The 22,687-nt window shown below is 31.7% G+C and carries 25 protein-coding genes; 1 reads left to right on the top strand and 24 read right to left on the bottom strand.

Annotated elements, in window-relative coordinates:
• The first annotated feature begins 19 nt into the window (after window positions 1–19).
• The gene (locus CACET_RS13200; protein WP_044825186.1) at window positions 20–547 is read left to right on the top strand and encodes a hypothetical protein; all 528 of its coding nucleotides are present in this window, start codon (window positions 20–22) and stop codon (window positions 545–547) included.
• A gap of 199 nt (window positions 548–746) precedes the next feature.
• Here the strand turns inward: CACET_RS13200 and CACET_RS13205 are convergent, their stop codons facing one another.
• The 24 genes from CACET_RS13205 to CACET_RS13315 all read right to left on the bottom strand — a co-directional run bounded on the left by CACET_RS13205 (window position 747) and on the right by CACET_RS13315 (window position 22,670).
• A complete protein-coding gene (locus CACET_RS13205) occupies window positions 747–1,166 on the bottom strand; it encodes a hypothetical protein (protein ID WP_201777343.1) in 420 nt (139 codons plus the stop codon).
• Window positions 1,167–1,242: 76 nt separating this feature from the next.
• The gene (locus CACET_RS13210) at window positions 1,243–1,440 is read right to left on the bottom strand and encodes a hypothetical protein (protein WP_044825188.1); all 198 of its coding nucleotides are present in this window, start codon (window positions 1,438–1,440) and stop codon (window positions 1,243–1,245) included.
• A 273-nt stretch (window positions 1,441–1,713) separates the two neighbouring features.
• Window positions 1,714–2,562: a tyrosine-type recombinase/integrase gene (locus CACET_RS13215; protein ID WP_044825189.1), complete on the bottom strand. Its 849-nt coding sequence runs from the start codon at window positions 2,560–2,562 to the stop codon at window positions 1,714–1,716.
• A 171-nt stretch (window positions 2,563–2,733) separates the two neighbouring features.
• Window positions 2,734–3,303, bottom strand: coding sequence for a hypothetical protein (locus tag CACET_RS13220; RefSeq protein WP_052661466.1), 570 nt, complete (start codon window positions 3,301–3,303; stop codon window positions 2,734–2,736).
• Window positions 3,304–3,341: 38 nt separating this feature from the next.
• Window positions 3,342–3,737 carry a hypothetical protein gene (locus tag CACET_RS13225; protein ID WP_044825190.1) on the bottom strand — a complete coding sequence of 132 codons (396 nt, stop codon included), beginning with the start codon at window positions 3,735–3,737 and terminating at the stop codon, window positions 3,342–3,344.
• A gap of 78 nt (window positions 3,738–3,815) precedes the next feature.
• Window positions 3,816–4,349 carry a GIY-YIG nuclease family protein gene (locus tag CACET_RS13230; RefSeq protein WP_144414777.1) on the bottom strand — a complete coding sequence of 178 codons (534 nt, stop codon included), beginning with the start codon at window positions 4,347–4,349 and terminating at the stop codon, window positions 3,816–3,818.
• 11 nt (window positions 4,350–4,360) lie between these two features.
• Window positions 4,361–4,555, bottom strand: coding sequence for a transcription initiation factor TFIIIB (locus CACET_RS13235; RefSeq protein WP_044825192.1), 195 nt, complete (start codon window positions 4,553–4,555; stop codon window positions 4,361–4,363).
• A gap of 90 nt (window positions 4,556–4,645) precedes the next feature.
• Window positions 4,646–4,861, bottom strand: a complete 216-nt coding sequence (locus CACET_RS13240) for a hypothetical protein (RefSeq protein ID WP_044825193.1) — start codon at window positions 4,859–4,861, stop codon at window positions 4,646–4,648.
• A gap of 60 nt (window positions 4,862–4,921) precedes the next feature.
• Window positions 4,922–5,206: a hypothetical protein gene (locus CACET_RS13245; RefSeq protein ID WP_044825194.1), complete on the bottom strand. Its 285-nt coding sequence runs from the start codon at window positions 5,204–5,206 to the stop codon at window positions 4,922–4,924.
• A gap of 185 nt (window positions 5,207–5,391) precedes the next feature.
• Window positions 5,392–6,642 (bottom strand): site-specific DNA-methyltransferase, encoded by a 1,251-nt coding sequence (locus tag CACET_RS13250; RefSeq protein WP_044825195.1) that lies wholly within the window; start codon window positions 6,640–6,642, stop codon window positions 5,392–5,394.
• Window positions 6,599–6,769: a hypothetical protein gene (locus tag CACET_RS20540; protein ID WP_158386069.1), complete on the bottom strand. Its 171-nt coding sequence runs from the start codon at window positions 6,767–6,769 to the stop codon at window positions 6,599–6,601. The genes CACET_RS13250 and CACET_RS20540 overlap by 44 nt, the downstream gene beginning before the upstream one ends.
• A 185-nt stretch (window positions 6,770–6,954) precedes the next feature.
• The gene (locus tag CACET_RS13255; RefSeq protein WP_044825196.1) at window positions 6,955–7,152 is read right to left on the bottom strand and encodes a hypothetical protein; all 198 of its coding nucleotides are present in this window, start codon (window positions 7,150–7,152) and stop codon (window positions 6,955–6,957) included.
• Between the two features lie 14 nt (window positions 7,153–7,166).
• Window positions 7,167–7,856, bottom strand: a complete 690-nt coding sequence (locus CACET_RS13260) for a hypothetical protein (protein WP_044825197.1) — start codon at window positions 7,854–7,856, stop codon at window positions 7,167–7,169.
• A 206-nt stretch (window positions 7,857–8,062) separates the two neighbouring features.
• Window positions 8,063–10,270 carry an ATP-binding protein gene (locus CACET_RS13265; protein WP_044825198.1) on the bottom strand — a complete coding sequence of 736 codons (2,208 nt, stop codon included), beginning with the start codon at window positions 10,268–10,270 and terminating at the stop codon, window positions 8,063–8,065.
• Between the two features lie 410 nt (window positions 10,271–10,680).
• On the bottom strand, window positions 10,681–12,777 hold the full coding sequence (locus CACET_RS13270) for a hypothetical protein (protein WP_044825199.1): 2,097 nt from the start codon (window positions 12,775–12,777) through the stop codon (window positions 10,681–10,683).
• Window positions 12,778–12,801: 24 nt separating this feature from the next.
• The gene (locus CACET_RS13275) at window positions 12,802–12,990 is read right to left on the bottom strand and encodes a DUF5659 domain-containing protein (RefSeq protein WP_044825200.1); all 189 of its coding nucleotides are present in this window, start codon (window positions 12,988–12,990) and stop codon (window positions 12,802–12,804) included.
• Between the two features lie 108 nt (window positions 12,991–13,098).
• On the bottom strand, window positions 13,099–16,587 hold the full coding sequence (locus CACET_RS13280) for a hypothetical protein (RefSeq protein ID WP_044825201.1): 3,489 nt from the start codon (window positions 16,585–16,587) through the stop codon (window positions 13,099–13,101).
• A gap of 80 nt (window positions 16,588–16,667) precedes the next feature.
• A complete protein-coding gene (locus CACET_RS13285; RefSeq protein WP_044825202.1) occupies window positions 16,668–17,105 on the bottom strand; it encodes a hypothetical protein in 438 nt (145 codons plus the stop codon).
• Window positions 17,106–17,665: 560 nt separating this feature from the next.
• Complete coding sequence (locus CACET_RS13290; protein ID WP_044825203.1) at window positions 17,666–18,160, bottom strand: TspO/MBR family protein; 495 nt, start codon at window positions 18,158–18,160, stop codon at window positions 17,666–17,668.
• 46 nt (window positions 18,161–18,206) lie between these two features.
• Complete coding sequence (gene bcp / locus CACET_RS13295; RefSeq protein WP_044825204.1) at window positions 18,207–18,668, bottom strand: thioredoxin-dependent thiol peroxidase; 462 nt, start codon at window positions 18,666–18,668, stop codon at window positions 18,207–18,209.
• Between the two features lie 123 nt (window positions 18,669–18,791).
• The gene (locus CACET_RS13300; RefSeq protein WP_044825205.1) at window positions 18,792–19,403 is read right to left on the bottom strand and encodes a hypothetical protein; all 612 of its coding nucleotides are present in this window, start codon (window positions 19,401–19,403) and stop codon (window positions 18,792–18,794) included.
• 117 nt (window positions 19,404–19,520) lie between these two features.
• Window positions 19,521–19,829: a hypothetical protein gene (locus CACET_RS13305; RefSeq protein WP_044825206.1), complete on the bottom strand. Its 309-nt coding sequence runs from the start codon at window positions 19,827–19,829 to the stop codon at window positions 19,521–19,523.
• Window positions 19,830–19,932: 103 nt separating this feature from the next.
• Window positions 19,933–20,352, bottom strand: a complete 420-nt coding sequence (locus CACET_RS13310) for a hypothetical protein (protein ID WP_044825207.1) — start codon at window positions 20,350–20,352, stop codon at window positions 19,933–19,935.
• A gap of 257 nt (window positions 20,353–20,609) precedes the next feature.
• A complete protein-coding gene (locus tag CACET_RS13315) occupies window positions 20,610–22,670 on the bottom strand; it encodes a DUF262 domain-containing protein (RefSeq protein WP_044825208.1) in 2,061 nt (686 codons plus the stop codon).
• Window positions 22,671–22,687: the final 17 nt, after the last annotated feature.

Raw genomic sequence — 22,687 nt, forward strand, 5'->3', positions numbered from 1 at the left:
CTGATTGGAGGTTATTACAATGAGCAAGATACTTACAATAAATACCATTCAGGAAGCTGAAAAGATTAAAGATATTATTGTAATGTCCTGTAACTCTACAACAAATAGAATAAAGTCATTTATCCAGGACTCTGAAGGAATAGATTTTTTTCATACCATTAAATTCACTCAAATCGGAAAAGACCCTATTAAAGACACTAGCTTAAATTTTATTGAACAGCTAAATCAGACTTTTACTTATTTAGTGTCAATAGAAGCAACGAAATATCTTCTAAAGTTACATCCTGAACATGCTCCATACACCATGAACCTTGGAACACAAAGTGGTTATGACATACTATCCAATAATGGTAATATTATTGCTGAAGTCTTTTCTGCTACCTCTCCGACAAGCAATGATAAAATAAACAAGGACTGTAAAAAATTGATTGCCAATGAAACAGCTCTTTTAAAATATGTCTTCTTTTATTGTAAAGAAAGTTTTGGAAGTTTAGACTATTATCATAAAAAATTTCCTGACATAAAAATAATTCAAATAAATATTTAATACGATCTGGCTTTCAAGGCTGTGAAAATAAAAACTCCCCTACCAGTTTTTATATCTTGTTAGGGGAGAAATATTTGTTTAGGTATTGTTTTAGCAAATAATCCTGACGTTCTGATTCTTTACTTTTACAATTAGTCAATAGCATCACTCCCTTGCAAATTTAAAACAAAACACCTCTCTAAAGCAAGGTGTCATTTACCTATATGCAATTTTTAGTTATGAACTGCCACACTTGTATCCCGAACTTATGTGCTAAGGAAATAACTGTTTGATTATATTGAAGCCTATGCTGAACAATTTTTGTAATCTCTGAAGCTTCTAAAGGTGTACTTAATATCTGAAATCTATCAAGTTCCATATAGTGTTCTTCATCAATTTCACCTCGATAATCTTTTGTTTCAGGAATTCCTGTAGCAATACCTCTTGCAATAATTCCTCTTCCACTACTATATAAAAAAATAATGTCATTAGCCTCAATTTCATCAATATAGTACTTCCAAGGAGAAAAGTAGGCTGCACACTTTTTGTTATGTAGCATATCGCTTTCATCGGTAGGACAGTTAGACTTATTGGTATTAATAATGTAAGTTTTAGGCATAATATCACTCCATTCTTTCACTTTTTCTATGATAAAATTATATAATAAATTCTCAACATTGCAAACAAATTAGTGCCATGCAATACCTCCTAGACATCTACCCAAGCAACTTATTCTCTATAATTGTACATATTTCATGAAATATAACTGCATCTTCAATTTTTATTTCTCCATCCCTTAAAAATTTTAATAATTTCATTGGAACTTCATCTTTAGACTGTATATCCACTGTTACAATAAATTCATTAGCAAGAATTTTTACATCTATATCATTAATATCCCCTATTGTCTTCATAGGCACTTTCCTCTCATTATACAAATTGGTATGTTTTATTATGTAATTCTACATTTCCTTCTATTTTCCTCTAAAGGCATATGACTGTACCCCATTATAAACCCTACACCCATTGATTTTACACGCAGTAAGTCTGTTTTTTAAATTATCAATCCCGATTAAAGTTTGCTATAAAAAATGTCAAAAAAATTTCTGCATCCTTTGCTGTCAGAACATCTGTTTGAAATAGAAGTACCCCTCCCACCTGTATAAACAGAAGAAAGAGCGGTATTTCTACCACTCCAATCCTTCTAATGCTTCTATTTTATCCCTTTCAGTAGTCAATGTGTAGATATTTGTGGTCTGTATATTATCATGCCCAAGGATTTCTTGAATGGTGGTGATGGGTTTCCCTTCCTTTACAAGCTTATATCCCAAGGTATGCCTAATTTTATGGGGAGTTACTACTATGCCTACTCGATCCCCATACTTCTTCAATATTACATTGATGGCATTTCGATTCATTTTGCCTCTTTGCCCTATCAATAGGCATTCATCAGCTGATTCACTTCTAACTTCTAAGTATTCAGCAATAGCTTTTCTTACATCCTTATTCAAAGGAACACCTCTTAGTGCATTTCCTTTACCAAGAACAGCTATTTTGCCCTTCCTATCGGTCATCTCTATGTCGTCAAGCTTTAAATCCACCAGTTCGCTTACTCTTATGCCAGTTCCCAACAATATCTCAATGATTGCTATATGCATCTTATCTCCTGTCCTATGAATCTCTGCCCTAAGTTTCCTTAGTTCCCTGTCATCAAGCCCCCTATATTGGCGTGTTTCCTTAACTTTTACAGGCTTGATACTTAGTTCCCTTTCAATTATCCCTTCCCTGTGTAGCCAACCTAAGAAGGCATTAACGCTTGCAATCTTACGATTTATTGTTATGATTGAATCAGTACCGTTTTGCATATGCTTTTTATATTCCACCAAGTCCAGTTCTATTAGTTTATCCAAGCCATAATCAGTTCGGTTATTGTACCAACCGATAAAGACTTTGGTATCCCTAATATAGCAAGAAACCGTATTGTTACTTTTATCTTGTCCCTTTAGATATTCTTCAAAAACCTTGATATAAGCCATGTTCAGCACCTCCATTAGTATTTAGTGTGTACATGATACCTCTGAAGGTGCTGTAAGTAAAGATAAATCTCAATCCATAACCGTCATTATGTCGTCAGTTTTGGCTAATTTAGGCTAATATTTGCAATAAAAAGGGCATTTATCTCCCTAAAAACTGGATACATAATGTTTCTACTGATCTGTATATTCATCTCCTTGGGGAGCATCTAAGGTATTATTATTTTCACTGCCCTCATCAACCTCCGAATAATCAACTTCAACAATATCATCTTGGATCATCTCTAGGAATAGTTTTTTTCTTGCCTGCTCGTTATCTTTAGTATCCAATATAATTTCTTTTCTTTCATTCCACTTTTCAGGTTGCCGATTCCTTAACCAAAAGGATAAAGCTGTAGCATTTGCTGGTTGATGACGTTTTATCTTCTCTATCCTCGTTCTTTTTTTACCATTTTTATCTTCCTCTACTATTGTTCTAATTTCTTCATATTCATACCCAATAGCTAATTTGAAAAGTGCTTTTTCTACCTGAGAATCCATAACAGACTTCCCCATAGAAACGAGTTCAGATAGTATTTCATGTTCCTTCATATATCTATACCATGTATCATGGCTTATATCTAAGCGGTCACATATTTCTTTATCAGTGGCTCCTTCTAATAACCAGTCTTTAATATCAGATAGATGGGGTAAAATATGAGTTTCCCATTTAGTCATTTTATTTGGTACACCTTTTCTGCTCAACTATCACCTCACCTCCTCATAACTAAAAAAGAGCCTTATTATTGGCTCTCATCAAAGTCTCTATTATATCTAAATAATGATACATCTCTTACAGAAGATTTTATGTCCCTATCAAATATTAATTCTTTAAGATCATTCCCTGACAGAAAGGCTCCTTCCACTCCCCTAGCTTTCATTGATTGATAATGTTGAGATATTTGTCCTGCTAAATATTGTGGTAGAGAATTATAATTACCACTTCCTTCACCACCAATGTCCTTACAAGAATTGAGGTTTTCTACAGTCTCAGGATATCTCTTTTTTAATTCAAAAGCTAATTGATATGGAGTTAGAAAAGGCTTTCCAAAATGGTGATTCTGATTTGGTTTAAAATTAACATCTTTTAAAATCTTGATTATTTTATCTTCCAATCTTTCATTCTTCCATATACTCATTACCCTCATCCCCTTTCACCAATAATTATATACCAGTAAAAGGAAATGGACAATGTAAAAAGAGCTGATTACCATTCACTATAAAGCACACCTCAATTTCGATAATTTCCTTCTAAACTCTTTATTAACCTCACTTTTATTCTTACTTAAATTCAATGGTGGATTAAAATAACTGATTAGCTCTGTTTCAATATTTTCTACATCTTCATCCGTAGCATAATAATACATGATTAAATTATTAAGCATCCATTCAGTTAATGCCTTTTCATGTTCTGTAATAAACTTTAAATTTGAAGTTCCTTGATCTTTTAAGCTTTGAACCTTTTCATAGCCAAATAGAACACCTAGGCTTTTTCTCAATGTAGATACTCTCGCTGTTCCATGGAAATGATTGTTATAATGCCTTTTCCGCAATCCTCTACTACCCGAAATGCCAAGATAAATAACTGCTTTACCTTCAAAATATATATAGGTTAAATTCTCCATAGCTTCAGGTAATACTTCTATTTTATTGATGCAAATTAAATACAATCCTTGCTTATCTGGTAAATCAATTTCCTTATTTATCAAAGGATAAAAAGCATTTTGCTTTAACAGGTTTATAATTTCCATGTTCATTCCACTCATCGTTTATCCTTAAACTTTTCTGGTTGTGAAACTTTCATCTCTAATATGTAACCACATCCTGTACAAATATCTGCTATAATATCAGATCCCAAAGAAAAAAACTTATCAACTGGTCTTATCACTGCATGTCCAGTCAATTTGCCTTTGCCAATTTCTTTACATCCACATTTGGGACATTGAGTAGCTTCCACACCATCACCTCATATGCTTATATTTTAGATAATTATATCATAGATAGTATATCAAAAGGAAAAGAGCCGATTCCTCAGCCCTTTCCCTACTTAATTCCTAGCCTTTTCTACTGCTTCAGCTATCTTCATACCCCAATCTACTCCAGTAAGTTTCTCATCCTCATCCCAAAACATCTCTAAATCATTTACCATATCAATAATCTTTTTAACATCCTCTTGAGCATCTTCCCACCCCAGTACGTATATTTTTTCTACTGCTGTGGCAATAAGCCCTTCCATCATAATATTCAGTTTTAACTTAGTCATTGAAATCTCCACCTTTCCATATTTGGTTAGGTAGTACATTACCTCGATATACACACCAAATCAAGCTAAAAAATTTTTTCTTATCAAATCCATTTTCTCCATAACATTATCAAAATCACTTTTACCATCTTTTCCAGGAATAACTAGGATATGAACTGGATAATTCATATATTGCCATCCCCCGTTTTTAAAAAGTTGTACTCTAGTATAAACTGCATACTCAGTCTCACCATTTCTTCCCCAATCTACTTCTCCGAAACATACTTTATACTTTCTAGTTTTGCTTTGATTTGACTTTATCTCATATGTTACCTTAGGCTCTCGATATACTGGTACTTCAGACATAATGCTTTCCTCCCTAATCTTTTCTCTTAATCATCATACACCATCTTTTTTACACTTCCTAATGCGATTATAAGCCTTGCAATTAGTTTACATTGTATAACTTCTAAGAGTATAATAGGGCAAACTTATATTTTCATAGATTTGCTCTAGGTTCAATTTAGGAACACAGTGAGCAAATAGCACAATTATATAGCAACTTGCTCATGTACTAGATCAGAATATTTATATTCTCCACCATCCCTTTCAATAATTGCATTCTCACCATTAATACCATCCTTGTAATTAATCCAGCGTTCAACAATAACCTGACAGTATTTCGGATCGAGTTCTGAACCATAGCAAACCCTATCAGCTTTATCGGCAGCAAGCAATGTAGTTCCACTTCCTAGAAATGTATCTACCACAATATCTCCATATTTGCTGGAGTTTTTAATAATATATTCTATAAGTGGTACTGGCTTCATTGTTGGATGTACATCATTTACTCTAGGTTTGTCAAAGTTCCAGATTGTAGATTGCTTCCGATCACCATTCCAATAGTGGCTTCCCGTTGGTTTCCATCCAAATAAGGCAGGTTCATGTTGCCACTGGTACGGTTGTCTTCCCATAACAAAGGTATTCTTTACCCAAACACAACATTGAGAATGTTTAAAGCCTGAGTCAACAAATGCTCTTCTAAAAATTAATCCTTTTGCATCGGCATGAAATACATATATACTTGCTCCATCATCAGATATTTCATAAATTCTCTTGAAAGCTTCAAGCAGAAAATTATAGAACTCTTCGTCATTCAAGTTGTCATTTTGAATTGTAAGAGCATCTTCTGTTTTTCCTACATATGAAATGCCATATGGTGGGTCTGTTACTGTAAGCTTTGCCTTCTTACCATCCATAAGTTTTGATAAATCTTCTGTTTTTGTAGCATCACCGCATATCAACCTATGCTTACCAAGTAGGATAATATCACCTGACTTAATGATTGGCTCTTCTGGAACTTCAGGTATTTCTTCTTCCTCTTCCTGTTCATCCTTGGGCATATATTCATCCCAAAGTTTCTCTGCTTCTGAAAAATCAACACCTGTAAGTTCAATATTATAATCTTCTTCTTTCAATTCATCCAACAAATGAGCCAGTGCTGACAGATCCCATTCTCCTGTAATTTTATTTAAAGCGATATTCAGAGCCTTCTCTTTAGTTTTATCAACATCAACAACAACACAGTCAATTTCGGTATATCCTAATTCTCTCAGAACTTTAGTTCTCTGGTGACCACCAATAATCGTCATATCACTATTCACAATAATCGGCTCACAATATCCAAATTCAGTAATACTGTTCTTTATTTTCTCAAATTCCTTATCCCCAGATTTCAAGTCAACTCTGGGATTATATTCAGCATGTTTTAGATTTGATAAGTTTATTTTTCTGAATTCCAATCCATTTCACCAGCCTTTCAATTACTTTTCTAATTAACTCTATAAATAAAATGTAAATACAAAAGGCTAGTAGCCCAATACCGAAGCCAGATGCCTCAGTCAATATAAATCTAATAATTTCCTTCATTCCAATTCCTCCTATTTTTTTACAATTTAAAAAAGCCATCTGCTTATGCCATACAAAGCTTCACCTCATTAAGTAATATTGAAACACAATCCATATAATCCTATAGTTACTCTTGCTATTTCTACTGCTAAAACTTTTAATAAGTCCATCCTTCATCCTCCTTCCTAAAAGAAAAAGGCACAATCCTAAGACTGTGCCAATCCTTGAAATAAACTTATATAGAATTTTAAATCCATTTCTTTTCCATCATCCACGGATATATTAAGACCACCATTTTTATTTCTACTAATCTTAATACCATCGTTATTGGTAATCTCTTTTAACCTGTTATTGTTCATAAAGGCTAACATCTCATCATAATCCATTCTTCTAATTGATTTCATTATCATTTTCCTCCCTAAAAAATTATTTCTACTCTAATGTCTCTTAAATTATCACTTCCCCAATTTCCAATACTTTTGATTTGCCAATCCTCATCTATGTTTATTTGATATATCACCCTTGCAAAGTATGCATTATCTAATGTAATTAAATCACCTTTTACTTTTTGAATAATGCCCTCAATTCTTATATCATCCAATACGCTTCCATCTTCATCATCAATAAGGTTATTAGCCAGACTTACGTGTATACAGCTGCTCAAAGTTACTAGTTGTTTCAACTCATGAATGCAATCTGAAATAAAAAATCTATCCTTTTCTTTAATTGTATTAATAATAGCTGATATTCTATCTCTTTCATCTTTTTTCATTAACTGGTACGTTTTTATATGGCTATTAAGAGCCTTGTTGAAGAATTGTAATTCCATAGCTTCTTCATCTACAGTTGGATAGAGTCCTAATTTCTTTTCATAACATAAATTTTGAATATCCCGCTCCAATTTTTCAAACTCAATTTCCACTGTGCTTTTTAATTTGATGGAGATTAAATTTCCACCATAGTCTCCATAGCTGTAATTGTCTAAGTGTAGTGTAAAATTTGATAATACCAGTTGATTTAATATTTCAGCTCCAGCTACATCAATAAATTCATACACCTTTCCTCTTGCAAAACTTTTAATTTCAGATAATTTTTTCTTACTGTTCATACAGACCTCCTTAAAATGTATTATTTTGGATATAAAAAAACTGCCTATTTTTTAGGTAGACAGTTTCACTTTAATTATGGGATGGCTATATAATGGTCGTACTATACTTGATATTATCCTTACCATTTGCCAATTTTAAATTTTTAATATTTTATATGTTCCTTTCAACTAGCTAACTGGTTACACCGAATTTTCAAATTTTAAACTTACACGATTTCTTTAGCAATGGATTCTATCGGTTGTTTCCAAATTTGTTCTGGACTAGCCGCTAGGGACTCAATTACCATCTCTTTTAGCCTTAGTTCTTTTTCTTCGATTTTACTCTGTAAAGAAATCACTTCTTGTTGATACTGCTTCTCATAATTGTTTTCTTGTAGAATTCTTTCTCTTACTTTAGATTTTGTAAAATACCTAACTTTATTTAATAATTCATCCTTTAACACCTCATCTACAGGCACTACCTTTCCATTATCATACTCATGCATTTTTCTTTCCAACCAATCAATAAATTGTGGCGTAGTCATGGCATTTAATTCCACACGATTTGTTTCTAACCATGCTTTTTCTTCTGGTGTCAAATAATCTGCTGCTTTCATCTTTTTCTTTTTATCGGGCTTCTCCACATCTAGCCCCATTTCTATTGCTTCTTTTGGATTCAATCCCAAATCAATAATGTTAACTTTCCTTTCTCCTCTTGATTTGGTTTTTTGCTGTAGAGTTTCATAGATTACAGTTCCAGCCTTATCACAGTCATGGATGCAAAATACCGTTAACTCTTCTTGGCTTTCCCCTAGATAATCAATTAAGTCCTTTACTGCTCGACTAGCATAACCCTTTCCAGTTAGCAATGCACAGTCATACCGTTCTGGAAATTTAACATCTTTTAGAATTTCAAAGAACCCCTCCTTTTCAATATATAACACTTTGTTGAAAGTCCATTCAGGTCTTTGATAGTTTTCTACTGAAAGTGTGCCTATCGGAATAGTTGTTCCTGAATGTGGGGTATATAGACTCCCTCGTGAATCTCTATATATTCCTTCAATATCGCCATGTTCAGCTTCGTAATCTGTTATGACTTTATTAAAGTTTTCATAGGTTGGTTCAATTCCCAGTTGTTCCATAACATAGGGTCTAACGCCATAGAATAACTGTCGCTGACTAAATCTATATGTTCCATCACCACTGGCTTTTTTAACAGCTTCATTTAGATTATTTAGCATAACATCTTTTTGAGTAAGTCTTTTAGAACCATCAGTTGGCTTTGAGCCACTATTTCGTTTATAGCTGTTGACAGCCTTAGTTGTTGCTATCTCAATTACCTCTGCCATCAATCTATAATTTGGTTCTTTACCATCATTGGTTATGGGCATATAGGGTGTATTGATATTAATAACAATTTCAACACCTGTACATTTCAAATAAATATCAAATCCACTACCCCAAATATTTAGTTTTTTATTGCTCTCACTGGCATGAATTCCTTTAATACTTGGACTCTTATTAATCAAAGCTTGGCATGATGATTTGTCAGCTTCTTTGGTAAACACTTCAACAGTAAATGGAATTTTAGCATTATAATTACCTTTTGTACTTTCTAATGCAAATGTACCTGATTGTTTATTATATGAACTATATCCTTCTAATTCACCAATCTCACCCAATCTAGCAGCCTTCACTGGTCTTGATTCTTGACGAATACTATTAAGTAGTTGTTCACTTTCATCAAAGGATAATTCATTAGATTTTCTATTTCTGCCATATTCTCTGGCAATCTTTCCTGCTTTTGTACTGGAGCAGCCATCAAATTGTTCCACTACTTCTCTTACAGTACTATCTGTTGCCTGTAACAATTCAAAGAAGGTTTCTGAGTTATACCAATAAGCAGAAGTTTTACCTTTATATTTTGTCCCTTTATTAAATTTCACAGCATCTTCAGCCCATTTAAAATCAATATATTCATCTCCAAGTGAAACTTCTATCTTGGTTCCTGTTCTATCGTATTCATCCACAACTATAGCATCTGATGTTCCATTATCTTGAGGAAGTATTTCATATTTATGACCATGAGTTGAAACATACAGTTTACCACCAGTTGCAATAACAGCACCTGCTACTACTCTTAATCCATTACCTAATGCACCACGAGTAGGAAGTCTTAATAATTTTGATGAAACCATTGGTCTATTAATGGAGAACAATTCACCTAACTTTTCTGGATCAATACCATCTCCATCATTCCATACAGTAAAGTTTCTATAGTTACCTTCAATCTCAACCTTATCAGATATATCTAAAGCATTATCCGTTAATTCCTTAGCCACTAATTTAGGAATCCCATGTTTAGCTACCCCTGATTTTTGAGGTAAAGTATCCATATTTCTAAATAAAGTCCAATCTTCTCTTGTAAAATTCATCTATCAAAATTCCCCCTTTAAATTTTAAATTTTTCTATTTATGACCAAATGATTTAACTAGCTAACTGTATATTCAAAATCTTAAAATTTTAAACTTTGCTATTGATTGCATAAAAACCTTAAAGTCAAAACCTTTCTTTTCTTTTTTTCCACCAACTCGATTGCTTTGTTTCACTCCGCTACGCTACGTTCCACAAAGTAATCGACCTGCCCGAAAAAGAAAAGAAGCAAAAGAAAACGGGCTAATGGATTTATAAAAATTTACCAAAACTAAAATGGCATAATATCGATGAAAGTATTTATTTAACTATGTTTTATTAAATAAATCGGACAAGACGTATTATATTATATACACTTTATCCGTTTAATATCATTGAAATCAAGTATTTTAGCCACTTTTACGGATTCCATTACTTATCGTTCTTGGTAAATTTTTTGATGAATAATTTTTCCTTTTTATTGTAATGGATATCATTTAATTTCATATACTCACCAACATATGGATTATTTACACTTCTATATACTGTATCTGGTTTAAATTGTGGTAATTTACTTTGTAGGTCTTTTAATGATAATTTTTCTTCCTTTAAGTTCTTTAACTCTTCCACAATGGCATACCAACATGTAGTTTTTTTAAAATCAGTTGCGTTATTTATACCGTTAAAATATTTAGGATGCCATTCTACATTTTTTATAGTAAAATGCTTTTTCAATTTGTCTATCAAACTTAAATCATCGTAAAATAACATATATACATTGCCTTCTAAGCCTTGTCTAACTGATATTCTTCCTATTTGTTGAATACAATCAATGACATATTCATTTAATCTGGTTTCAGTATATCCTTCTTCATTTCCTATAGAAATGGTTTTATTTGTATAATACAACTCTCCTTTATTTAGCATTCCTAAAAATACTATATTCCCATAATCTTTAAAATCATTTACTCCTGTTGTAGCTGCTCCAAAATGTCTAATAGTACATTTAATATCCTTTATATCCAATGATTGAATAGCGTTTTTAATATCTTCTTCAAAGGAGAATACATTTCCTAACTTGTCCACGATTTCTTTGTAACATATTACCAAAGTATCTTTAGCAGTAGACTTTATAATTTCTTCAACTTCCTGTGCTAGTAAATTTATATTAGTCAGGTAAAATTCTTTATTGCCTTTAAAATTTCTATATCCCTTATTGTGGTTATTTTTGCTATTATTGCTGTATATTAAGGAACTCTTCGCTGTTTTTTGTGGACTATAAAATAAGTTCAATTTACCTTTAGGCGTTTCATGTAACTCATCTAAAAATATAACATTACTTTTTTTATAATCATTATCTATCCTGCTGGTTGCATCTAAAATTATGGTTTTATTAAAATACTTACTGTAGTTCTTCAAATCTATATATCTTATATAGCTGAACTGTTTTTTATCATTTTTGTGCCAGCTTCTACTTGTTGAACCTCCATAATTTAAAAATTTTTCTACCTTATTTAAGGTTACTACATCTTCGTACTTTTCTGATAGTACACCATAAATAGCATGATTAAATCGAAACTTGGAGTTATAGACTTGATTTACACGCTTGATACCTGATCCTGAAGTATTAGGATATTCTAATGATCCAATATATTTTTCTACACTATCAATTTCTGCTTTTATTTCCTCTGCTAAATTAACCCCTTTCATTTTTGTTAATATAGCTTCCCATTCCTCTAAGAGAATATTATCAATATCCTTTGTTTCTAATTTTTCATCAATGATTAATACTTCCCTGCCTGAGATTTTTTCCATAACCTCCTCAAGATCATTACTTAAAAATAACCTTTGATGTGTTATTACTAATGATGGGTGTTTCTCTATGCTCCATCTACTTAATTTAACACCACAATTTCTTTGGCAATCTTTACATAAAATAGGAGAATACTCTACATATTCACTTGGTAGGCTTCCGAAATAATTTTTAATTTTTTTGGGGTCTTTCCACACTAAACAGTCTTTGTAATTAAATCCTCTTATTAATCTAGCTATAAAATAATCTTCATGTGGCTTTTCTTGGCCTCGTAAATATCCATACTCCTTGTAATCTTCCAAATCTCCATAATATAGCTCTTCTATACTTTGTTTATAAGTAGTTTCATCACACCAAAGTTTTAATTGTTGTTTTAAAGGTTCAAACTTTACTCCTACATCCATGCAGAATTCTCTTCCTTCATTAAGGGTTCTTTTTACTATCACTGAGGAAAATTCTTTATTTACCGTATACATATATTTTACAAACTCTATTAATAAAGTGGATTTTCCTTGACCTATATCTAAATTTACAACAATAGGCTCTTCGACTTTAACTGGATTTAAGAATAAGCTTGCAAGTTTCTTTAAGTTTTCTTCTTGTCTCCTTGGGATATCTCTTCTGATAGTTGATTTGAAGCCCTCTATTATAGCCTTGACATTTTCTTTATATCCTGCTTTAGGCTTTATTATATCTTTTAAATGTTTAACCGCCATATATACCGATCACCTACTTTGCAATTAACTTACAATATCTTTAAATTGATTATATTTCCCCATTATACTTCTAATTTCAGGTGTATCTTTGAAAATATAGATCTTTCTACTTGAATCTTTTAAATCTGCTTTTTCATTAATTTTGTGAAATCTATTGAACATAAGCCAACCAGCCATTCTTTCCTGCGTTATTACAATTGTTTCATTTTTCATATCTATTGACCTCCTTTTATAAGATTATGGAAGATGTAAAGTTGGCACCCTACACCCTCCACATCCTCAAGGCGCTAGCCGAAGAGGATGCTTATTTATTAAAGTCATTTATGCGATAGCCTTAATACTGCAATCCACTGTAATTGTCCTGGTAGACTTAGCATCTTCATATACTTTTTTTATGACTATCCTACTACCTTCATATTGCTTCAATATATCATGCTTAATGCCAATAATTTTTCCTGTAGCATCCCATAGCTGGGGATATCCATCATTTATTTTTAATTGTAATACTGCTCCATCATAGACTCGATTAGCAATATCATCGGTTGTTAATCCTTTATCTAATCCCATACATAAAACGTTAGTTAGTTCTAAATCATTGGCTGGCTCTTTAGCCAGATATTCTTCCAGCACTTCTATATCTGAAATTTCTTCTATTTCCTCTTGCTTATAGATTTTCATGTCATCCTTTACTATATAATAATGATCTAAGAGATTAAAATCATAATGGCATCGTTCATCTGATCCAAGCACATCTATTTTATCTTCATCTTGGTTTAGCCATAAATGATATAATATTCCCTCTGGAAACATCCATGCAAAGTTCCAATTATCTTGCCATCTTAAATCTTTTTTATCTTTGCTGTTCTCCTTTGAATATTTATAGGCATAGTTTACTGCTACCTGAGCTACCACAGAAGGGTTGGGACACAGTTTATAAATCCGCTCCCTGGTTTTTTTATTAAGATCTGAATATTCTCTTCGCTTTAATTTGCGCTGTTCTTTATTTTCATCAGCCTTAGAATATTTATCAATGGTTTTATATCTTTCATTGATCTTTTTGAACTTGTCCTTATAGCGTAAAAACTCTGGTTCTAACTTTGCTTCATATTCTTTGATTACAGCATAATCTAAATTAGGATTCTCCAGTAAGGCTAGAGTATTTTTCAGTATTTCTCCATCTTTTCTTTTTCTGGTGTTTTTATTTATCTGTTCACCAATCCACTTTTCATATTTAGAAAGCAACTTTTCTGCAAACCAATCTAGGGGGCTTTCGTATTGATTGTCATATTTCCATTTGCTTCCTCCACTTTTATAGTAAAGAAAGGTTGGCTTCTTTCGAAAGTTATACTGAAAGGATTTACATATTTCCACTGGAAGACCACTTTTGCTGGCATCAATCTGAAGTCCTTGTAAATACTTTCCATACCTAATAGCATCTTGATATTTCTTTGTTTTTCTTTCAGCCATCATTCTATTTTCAACTTGAGTGGCTTTATCGGTGATTTGTCCGGTTTTATCATCAGCATGAAGAATGAAACTAACCACTGCTTCTTTGGTAAATGCTACTGGTTCTACGGTGTCCTTATCTGCATAGTTGACCTGGGGTAGGGCTTCTTGTAGAAAATCTAAAAGGGTTACTGTACCTTGGTTATTTATTTTATTAAGATCTTTTTCCTTTTTTGAGTGGGTATAGATATAGGCATTACTATCTTCAACTTTTATTGTCTTACACCAAGCTAACCAAGTCATTTCCATTTCTTTATAGTTCCTATCTATACTAAATAAGCAAATCTTGTCCCCATCATAGTCTAAATTCATACGGTGCATGTACAAACCTTCCCCAAATTGAATAATGTGGTTTAGATGTTCTGTCCATTTACAAGTGTCTGGTATAAACTCCAACTTTGCCACTTCTGAATAGCTGGTGACAGGATTTCTCATAGCAACATACATTCCTTTTGTTTTTCCCATAAACACTTTATTTTGAGGAACCATTTCTTTTATGATTTCTGTATCTCTATTGATTGCCCAATGAATTAGGGTGGGAATATGGCATGTTGCAAAGTAATAGTTGCAGGGCATATACATCTTACCTAGCCGCATCTCATTAATCATGTGTTCTATCCTCTGGAGGATCTTTTTCCTGACGTATGGATCAAAGACCATGTTTTTGTTAATTTTAATGGCTTGAATGATAGGTTCCTCCCAGTTTTCGTTTGTATCTATTTCTTCAGCTTCATCATCTAAGATAGGATTAGCCTCTATTTCATGGTCTTCATTGTCCTCATCATCTTCGTTAAAAGAAATTTCTTCCTTTTCATCCTTCAACATATTTAAAAAAGCTAAAATATACTTTACATCATCCCAATTTACATCCCCTGTATCAGAGTAAATTTTAATTACTTTATTGATCATGTCACACTCATCCTGTGCAAACATTGGCATATAAACATCTTTAAGTTTTAATGCTAGAAGCATCTGGTAAGTTATTTTTGTATATTTTGATTTTGGAGGATGTACATAATTGGCTATGCCGAAGGTGTCAAAATCATAGTTTTTAATCAAATCCTTGTATTCATCCATATCTTTAAACAAGCAGCCATCTTTATAATCAGTTTCTCCTTTTTCTAAGAAGGCTTTAAAACAACTTTTTGTCATAAGAATATCAATGCCATCTACAGGATGGGGATTTCCGAATAAATCTGTGATAGATTCTACCCCCTCTTCCTTTAACCATTCTCTTAACTCAAGGATGTTAAAAAATGCTTTGCAATAGGGAAAGCGAAGTTGTCCACCCTGATCTTCTAATTTCATCCCAAGTTTTTCAGCAAAGTTGATATCCATTAAGGCAGTACCATCAGCAAAATTAATAGGAACATTTTTGATCTCTTCTTTAAATTCAACTTCAGTGGTGATTTTGTCTACTGGAAAAACAAATCTTTCTTCTGGAATCCTCTCACACTGCTGCTTTGTATAGCAGGGTATCCATTTATAAATCCCTTTGGCAAAAACCATACTAATGGGTTTTGCTGCTTCCTCCAATTTTGGTCTCAATCCTTCTTCTTTCCATTGATTTATGGTTTTTTCAGTTTCTTTATTGGATTTCTTTCGCTTAGGTATTTCTTTATTTTTAGCTAGTTTCTTGCCTTCCGCTAAGGCTTTTTCATACCCTTTTATCGCCTCCAATGCCTCCATATAGGATTGATATAATATTTCTTCTTCATCGGTTCTTTTGTAGGGGGCATTATAGACAATATGCTGATTTTCTAATTCATACTCTAGGTCATCAATTACACAAATATCTAACTGATCTATATAATCTTTTATATCGAATAGATTACAGGATGTCGTCATGAGAGCTACTGCAGTAAGATATTTACTAGGAACTGTAATGTTGGGCTCTTTACCGAGGGTGATTCTTTCCTTTAATTTTTTATAAATACCTTCACTAACATAATATTGCTTACAGGTTTTATGTTGGCTTCCACTTAAGGAAACATCCAAGAATACATATTTTTTATCCTTGAAGAAGAAGCCTTTATTTAATATTTTTCCAAGCAATGCCTTATCATCGGCATTTGCACCTCTTCCTGTAGTGATGCTGATAATTTCATTTAATGGGTTTGACTGATCTGCTGCAGGTACTCTGCCTGTAATCTTGTAGGTCATGTAAAATAAAAAGTTTTCACTTTGCTGCACAGGCTTATGTTCTTTTTTTACTTTGATGCTATATTCATTTTTATCTTCACATTTTTTGATATCCCTCAATTGAAACTGGTTAATTAAATATTGTTTTCTTTTGGTTTTCATAGGCACTTGATATCCTTTCTTTTTTAAAATTTTAATTCTACGCTCAAAGCTTAAAATAAACGCTACTGGTATATGATACTTTAACTGTCTAGTGCTTTAAGATTTTTTGCCCAGTCTTGGACACTTAGAGCATTTTCAAATAATTGTTTTTGCAGTTCCATTTCCTTTAAATTCTTATGATACTTTTTTGAAATCCTTAAGTAAGTAACACCTTTATGCATGTCCAACTGTTTCACATATCCTTCAGGCATTATGAATAAATCATTAAAACCCTCATCAATGTAAAACCTAATATAGCTGTGGCTTTCTTTTTGCCATATATGACCCGAGCAACAATCTGCTACAGGATAACCTTTAGCAATTAATGCCTTAATACTAACAAGATATAATTCATCTACTTCTAACAAAATTCCACTGCATTTTGTACTGGGACATTCACTACTACCCCTATATTGGCTTCTTTTTGTTCTAAAATCTGATTCAAAGATATTAAGACATTCAGTACAAAGTAATTTCATCTGCAACCTACCTTTCTTCAATCGTTTTTACTATTATGAATTTTGAATTTTTATTTGCTATATTGAATCCCATAGAGAAGCTTTTTTGCCAGCTCGCTTTAAATAACACTTTATTAAGCAAATAAAAAAAGACGATAAAACCAGAATACACACATAAAAAATCTTAATCCAGTAACAGAAAAATACACCAACCCAGTATCTTGATTTAATAATCAAAATACCACTGCTGGTTTCATATTTTCTTTACTTAAAGATGTAAAATTTTTATGTATATTCTCGTTTTATCGTCTTTGCGATAAACGATAGCCTGAAGCTTGAGTTAATTAAGCATCAAGATCAAGCTATAAAAAATATATGTATAAAATCTATATATATTATGATAATTATTTATCAACAAAATTATTATAAACCAGTTAAATGGAAAAGTCAACATATATTATTAAATTTTTCCTGTGAGTGTAAGTGAGATTTATAAAATATCTTTAGTGTTTTTTCTATGAGCATACAAAAGAGCCCTCCTCTAAGATAGCTCCGTAAATACATCATTTTGACTTGTAAAATCATTTATTTAACTGCCATACAGAGTAATTCAATAATCCTGCAAAACTTGCCCATAGTATATATGGAATCATTAAATATCCTGCCACTTTATCTAGTCTATAAAATTTAACAGTAGTAATAATAATCAATACCCACAATAATATCAACCATACTAGGGCAAATCCTCTTTGTTCAAACCTGAAAAAGATTATAGTCCAGAAAAAATTCACAAAAAGCTGTGCTACGTAAAATAATAATGCGCTTTTTACCTGTGGATCTTTAAAGGCAAGGCTATATATTCTGTATGCTGCAATTCCCATTAGTATAAATAATATAGTCCAAACAACAGGAAATACCCAGCCTGGAGGGGCAAATGAAGGCTGTATTAAATTTTGATACTGTTCTCTTGTATTTTGGGTAAGTAGGGAACTTGCAATTCCTACACCTTGAGCAATTGCTATACTTATTAGCATCTTTATAATACTGCCATTGTGAAGAAGTTGAGATTTATTCATTTAGTCATCACTCCCCTCTTTAAATTTTTCTGATTCTTATTTTCAATTAGAATTTCTCTAATGCTTTTAACACTTCCTCACCATGCATATCCGGCTTAACTTTTGGAAATATTTTAATTATAGTACCATTTTCATCTATAATAAATGTCATCCGTACAATTCCCATTGCCACTTTTCCAAACATCTTTTTTTCTTGCCATGCTCCATAAGATTCAAGTACACTACGCTCAGGATCACTTAATAAATAAAAAGGTAATTGATGTTTGTCCTTAAATTTTTGATGTGAAGTAGCACTATCTTTACTAATACCAATAACAACAGCTCCAGCATCCAATATCTCATCGTATACATCTCTAAAGCTGCATGCTTGTTTTGTGCAACCAGGTGTATTATCCTTAGGATAAAAATAAAGAACCACCTTTTTACCTTTAAAATCATTTAGAGATATATCGTGTCCTTCCTCATTCTTTAATGTAAAATTAGGTGCCTTATCTCCTACCTTTAGCATATTAATTGCTCCTTTTTTTCATATTTTTGCACATCTCTCAGTTTTTTTAATTACTTATGATTTATAAAGAAATTGATTTGTGAAGATCTCTCTAGAAATATAGCCAGTATCAACATTACATCATTATTTGTTTTTAATATAGCCAAACTGATATTGAGATCTTGAGATAATATCAGATAGAGAATTGCCTGTGCTTTCAACAATAAAATCGTTAGAAGTCACACCATTAGAAGGCTTAACACTTTCTAATTTTATCCATATTTTGTTTATTAGCTGTTGCCATACTTCTGGAGTTAAGTTTTTATCAGGTGAACTTATTCCTTGAGCATCCGTTTGAATATCTAAAACTTCACCCCTATATACTATATCATTTTTCCCATCGCTTCCCTTTCCAACTGCAAAGTAAATTTCAACTATACTATCTTCTTTGATTGTTTTTATAAATTCTTGTCTTTTCTTTTGGGACATCCCAGTTGAAAGAGAGTTTGTTGAAAACCATACTGCTTTATTTTTAATACAAAATTCCTCATAAATTTTCAATGTCTCTAATCCATTATAAGTTGCTGTTGCATCCAGCCCAAGCTTTGCAAATATAGCTATATTGTGTATTTTTTTCATATCGTGCTCTATTTCTTTTTTACTTGACTGCTTTAATAGCTTAGAATTTGTCTCTCTACTATTAATTGTATGTTGAGCTTGTGATGATAAATGTCGAATATCATATCTAAATCCCATTTTATCAACTCCCTCTAAGCGTATAATTCCATCCTCCCTATACCAATTCCTCCATGAATCCCCAGTTTTTCATCGCAACATTCGACATCTTCCAACAAAAAAAAACCGATCCTAAGGTCAGTCCTTCATTCTTAACACATCATCTAGTAACTCATATCCATTCTCAGTAAAAAGATACTGTAAGACCTTATCTCGATCCTTGATATATACCTTACAATACCCAATAAGACATTTGCTAGCTTTCTTAAATTCCATTTCAATATCACCAAATAACTTAGATTCAAAAGCCTCTGCATAAAAGTCCTGTTTATTTAGATGGATACAGTGAATGAAATTTAGAATATTGAAAGTTATTTCATCTTCAATGGTAAATTTATCATAACCCTTTTTTATTAATTTGTTTAACTCTAGTTCATTAAATCGCATTAGTTACAACTCCATCCTATTCAAAATATCTCTAAGCTTCTTTAATTCCTCTACTGTCAAAGTAACCCCTTTACCCATCTTTTCATGCTCAGAAGCTTAATAGCTAAGTCGATATTATTTCATAATATCTAACATTTAAACAATAATCGAAGCCACGTTGCTTTTTATCGTGAGTATATGCTTGTACCTGACCTACAATAAATAATCGTTCCCCTTTTTTAATATTATTGAAGCTTTTCTGAATAATTAAGTGATCTTCATTTATATCTTCAAAACCATTAACACCTTTTACTTTTATAACTACCGAAGCTTTGTCAATAAATTTAATAGGTTTTGTTGGGATATTATTGTCAGAGATAGTTATGGGATGGACATATCCTGTCATAGGATTATGTGAAATCAGATTATTTGGGTTATATTCATTATACTTTACAATATTTGTATTTTTTTGAAATTCACAAATAATCTTTACCTCACATCCATAATATTTTCCTAAAGTTCTTCTTTCTTTAATAAACGGCATAATGATTCACCCCACTATGGTTTTTTACAACTCCATCCCATTCAATATATTCCTAAGCTTCTTCAGCTACTCGATCTATAAAGTTACTCCCTTACCCATCTTTTCATTCTCAAAAGCCCAATCCCTTATGTCATACTTTGGCTCTCTTCCGTGTCAGTTGATTAATCTTAGTTTCTTATTAAATCTATTTTATATTATTGACCATTTTTGTTTGCCAAAATTTCTCCATTTTATTTTACCAGTTACATTTTATTCTTCTACTTAATCCAAAACCTCATATCTTCATCAGACATTTCATATTTTTCCATCATCAATTTAACGTAGTTTAGAACTGAGTTAGCATTTAAGTTCGTTTCGATAAAAATTCCATCGGTTATTTGGACAGGCTCCCTCATATCTTTTCTTGAAGAAATTATTCTACTCTTTCTTCCTGAAAAATCATTATCATAGACAAAGGTTTTAAATATCTTTTCCTCTAAATTATATAAAATCTTTGAAGCTTCATACATAAAGCTTTTCCAACTATTCACAGTATGCTTTTGTCCTAGAATCTCAAAAGCTATTGGCTTTCTTCCAGTAACATCTATCTCATCAGATAAGTCAAAGAATTCTTTTTCAATAAATTCAACACTATGTATCAGTTTTTCATCTACTTTTGGCATCTTCCAACACTTAATAGCAGTTTTAAAAAGTTCATTTGCTCTTTTTTCTATTTCTTCTTCATTCCAAGATTCACTGGAATACAGGTTTTCATTTAATTTAAGTCTACTTTTTTCTAATATAATTTTCTTATCCTCGAAAGATTTGTTAGATAGGTTTGAGTTATACCCAGTTAATGTTAAATTCCCTATGTTGTGTAAATATTTCCCATGGATTGATTGAGCATTGTTTCCTAGCTTCAAAGTCCATTTAGCATCTAATTTTTGTGGCATTATATGCTCAATACTTAAGGTGTTAACATCTACTTTTTCCTTATTATTCTCATTTTCCAGATGCTCTAGTAGGTATCTTGAATGTTTAAATTTATACATGTTTCTTGTTAGGAATTCATGTTTAAATTCACTGTCCAGTGGAAACGCAGCACTATATTTTTTATTTAATAAAATTGATACTAGATAATCATAGTATCTATTTTCATAGTCTTTATTTTCTTTTAATTCTTTAGCTAGATTCTTAAATACTTTATTTAAGGAATTTGTAGGACTATCACATATAAGTCTTCTAAAAACATAAGTTTCTATTAGTTTATATGTGTTAATCAGTACCTCCTTGCTAATAATTCCTTGTTCATAATCTGAGTATACTTCCATTAAAAAAGGATAAGATACTGTTACCTTTAAATCTCTAATGTCTTTTATCACTTCTTTAATATCCTTATCTACTTCTATATCATTTAAAAACCTTACATATATTTTAGAATAGTATAATATATCTTCTAAAATTAATTCTATATTTTGGTAACTATTTTTTCTTACATACTTTTTAAATTCAACATAAATATTATTTTTATTTGGTATATCATTTTGCTTCATTGTTAAATAATCTCTAATAAAATCAGATATATTTTCATTACCCAATATTTTTTCTATCTTATACCAATATTTTTTATATAGTTCTTCTTGTTCCGATGGCTCTCTCTCCATTAAAATATAGTTTCTTATTAAATCAGCTTCTGATAGACTAAGTCCAGTAGAGTTTAAGCTTTCAAAAATTAATTGAGGATCATCCTCTCCCCTTTTTAATCCTATGTAGACCACTATTAATTTCTTAATTCCTTCAAATATTTCCATAACAGACATTTGCGAATTATTTATTAATTCAATAAACAAGATGTAATTTTTATAAATCCTAGAGGTTTTATCTATGAAATCAAAATCATTATTCATCAACCTTTGAAATACAACATCATCATCTATCATAGGTTTTAATCGAAATTTATGTACCTCATCAGCATACCTATTAGTCAAGTAAAAATCATAAATTCTATTTCTTAGATTTATGCACTCCTTGTCCTCTTTTTCCTGTAAAGTGTCATGTAACGCTTTAAGTAAGAGTATTGTGGTAGTAATTCTTTGCTGTCCATCTATTAGTACATATTCATGAAAGTCAATCATATCTACTTCACTATTAGAAATATACACAATTGTTCCAAGGAAATGACTTTTCCTTTCCTCATCAATCTCTACGCTTTCTATGTCCTTAAACAGCTGAATACACTGTTCAGCTTTCCAATCGTAGTTTCTTTGAAATACTGGTATTATGAATCTCCTATCTTCCCCTGAAAGTAATCCTAAAAGCCCAATTTGTCTTGCTTCCATAACTACCCCACCCCCAA

Origin of the sequence: Clostridium aceticum (genome assembly GCF_001042715.1) — a bacterium.
Taxonomy (GTDB): domain Bacteria; phylum Bacillota; class Clostridia; order Peptostreptococcales; family Natronincolaceae; genus Andreesenella; species Andreesenella acetica.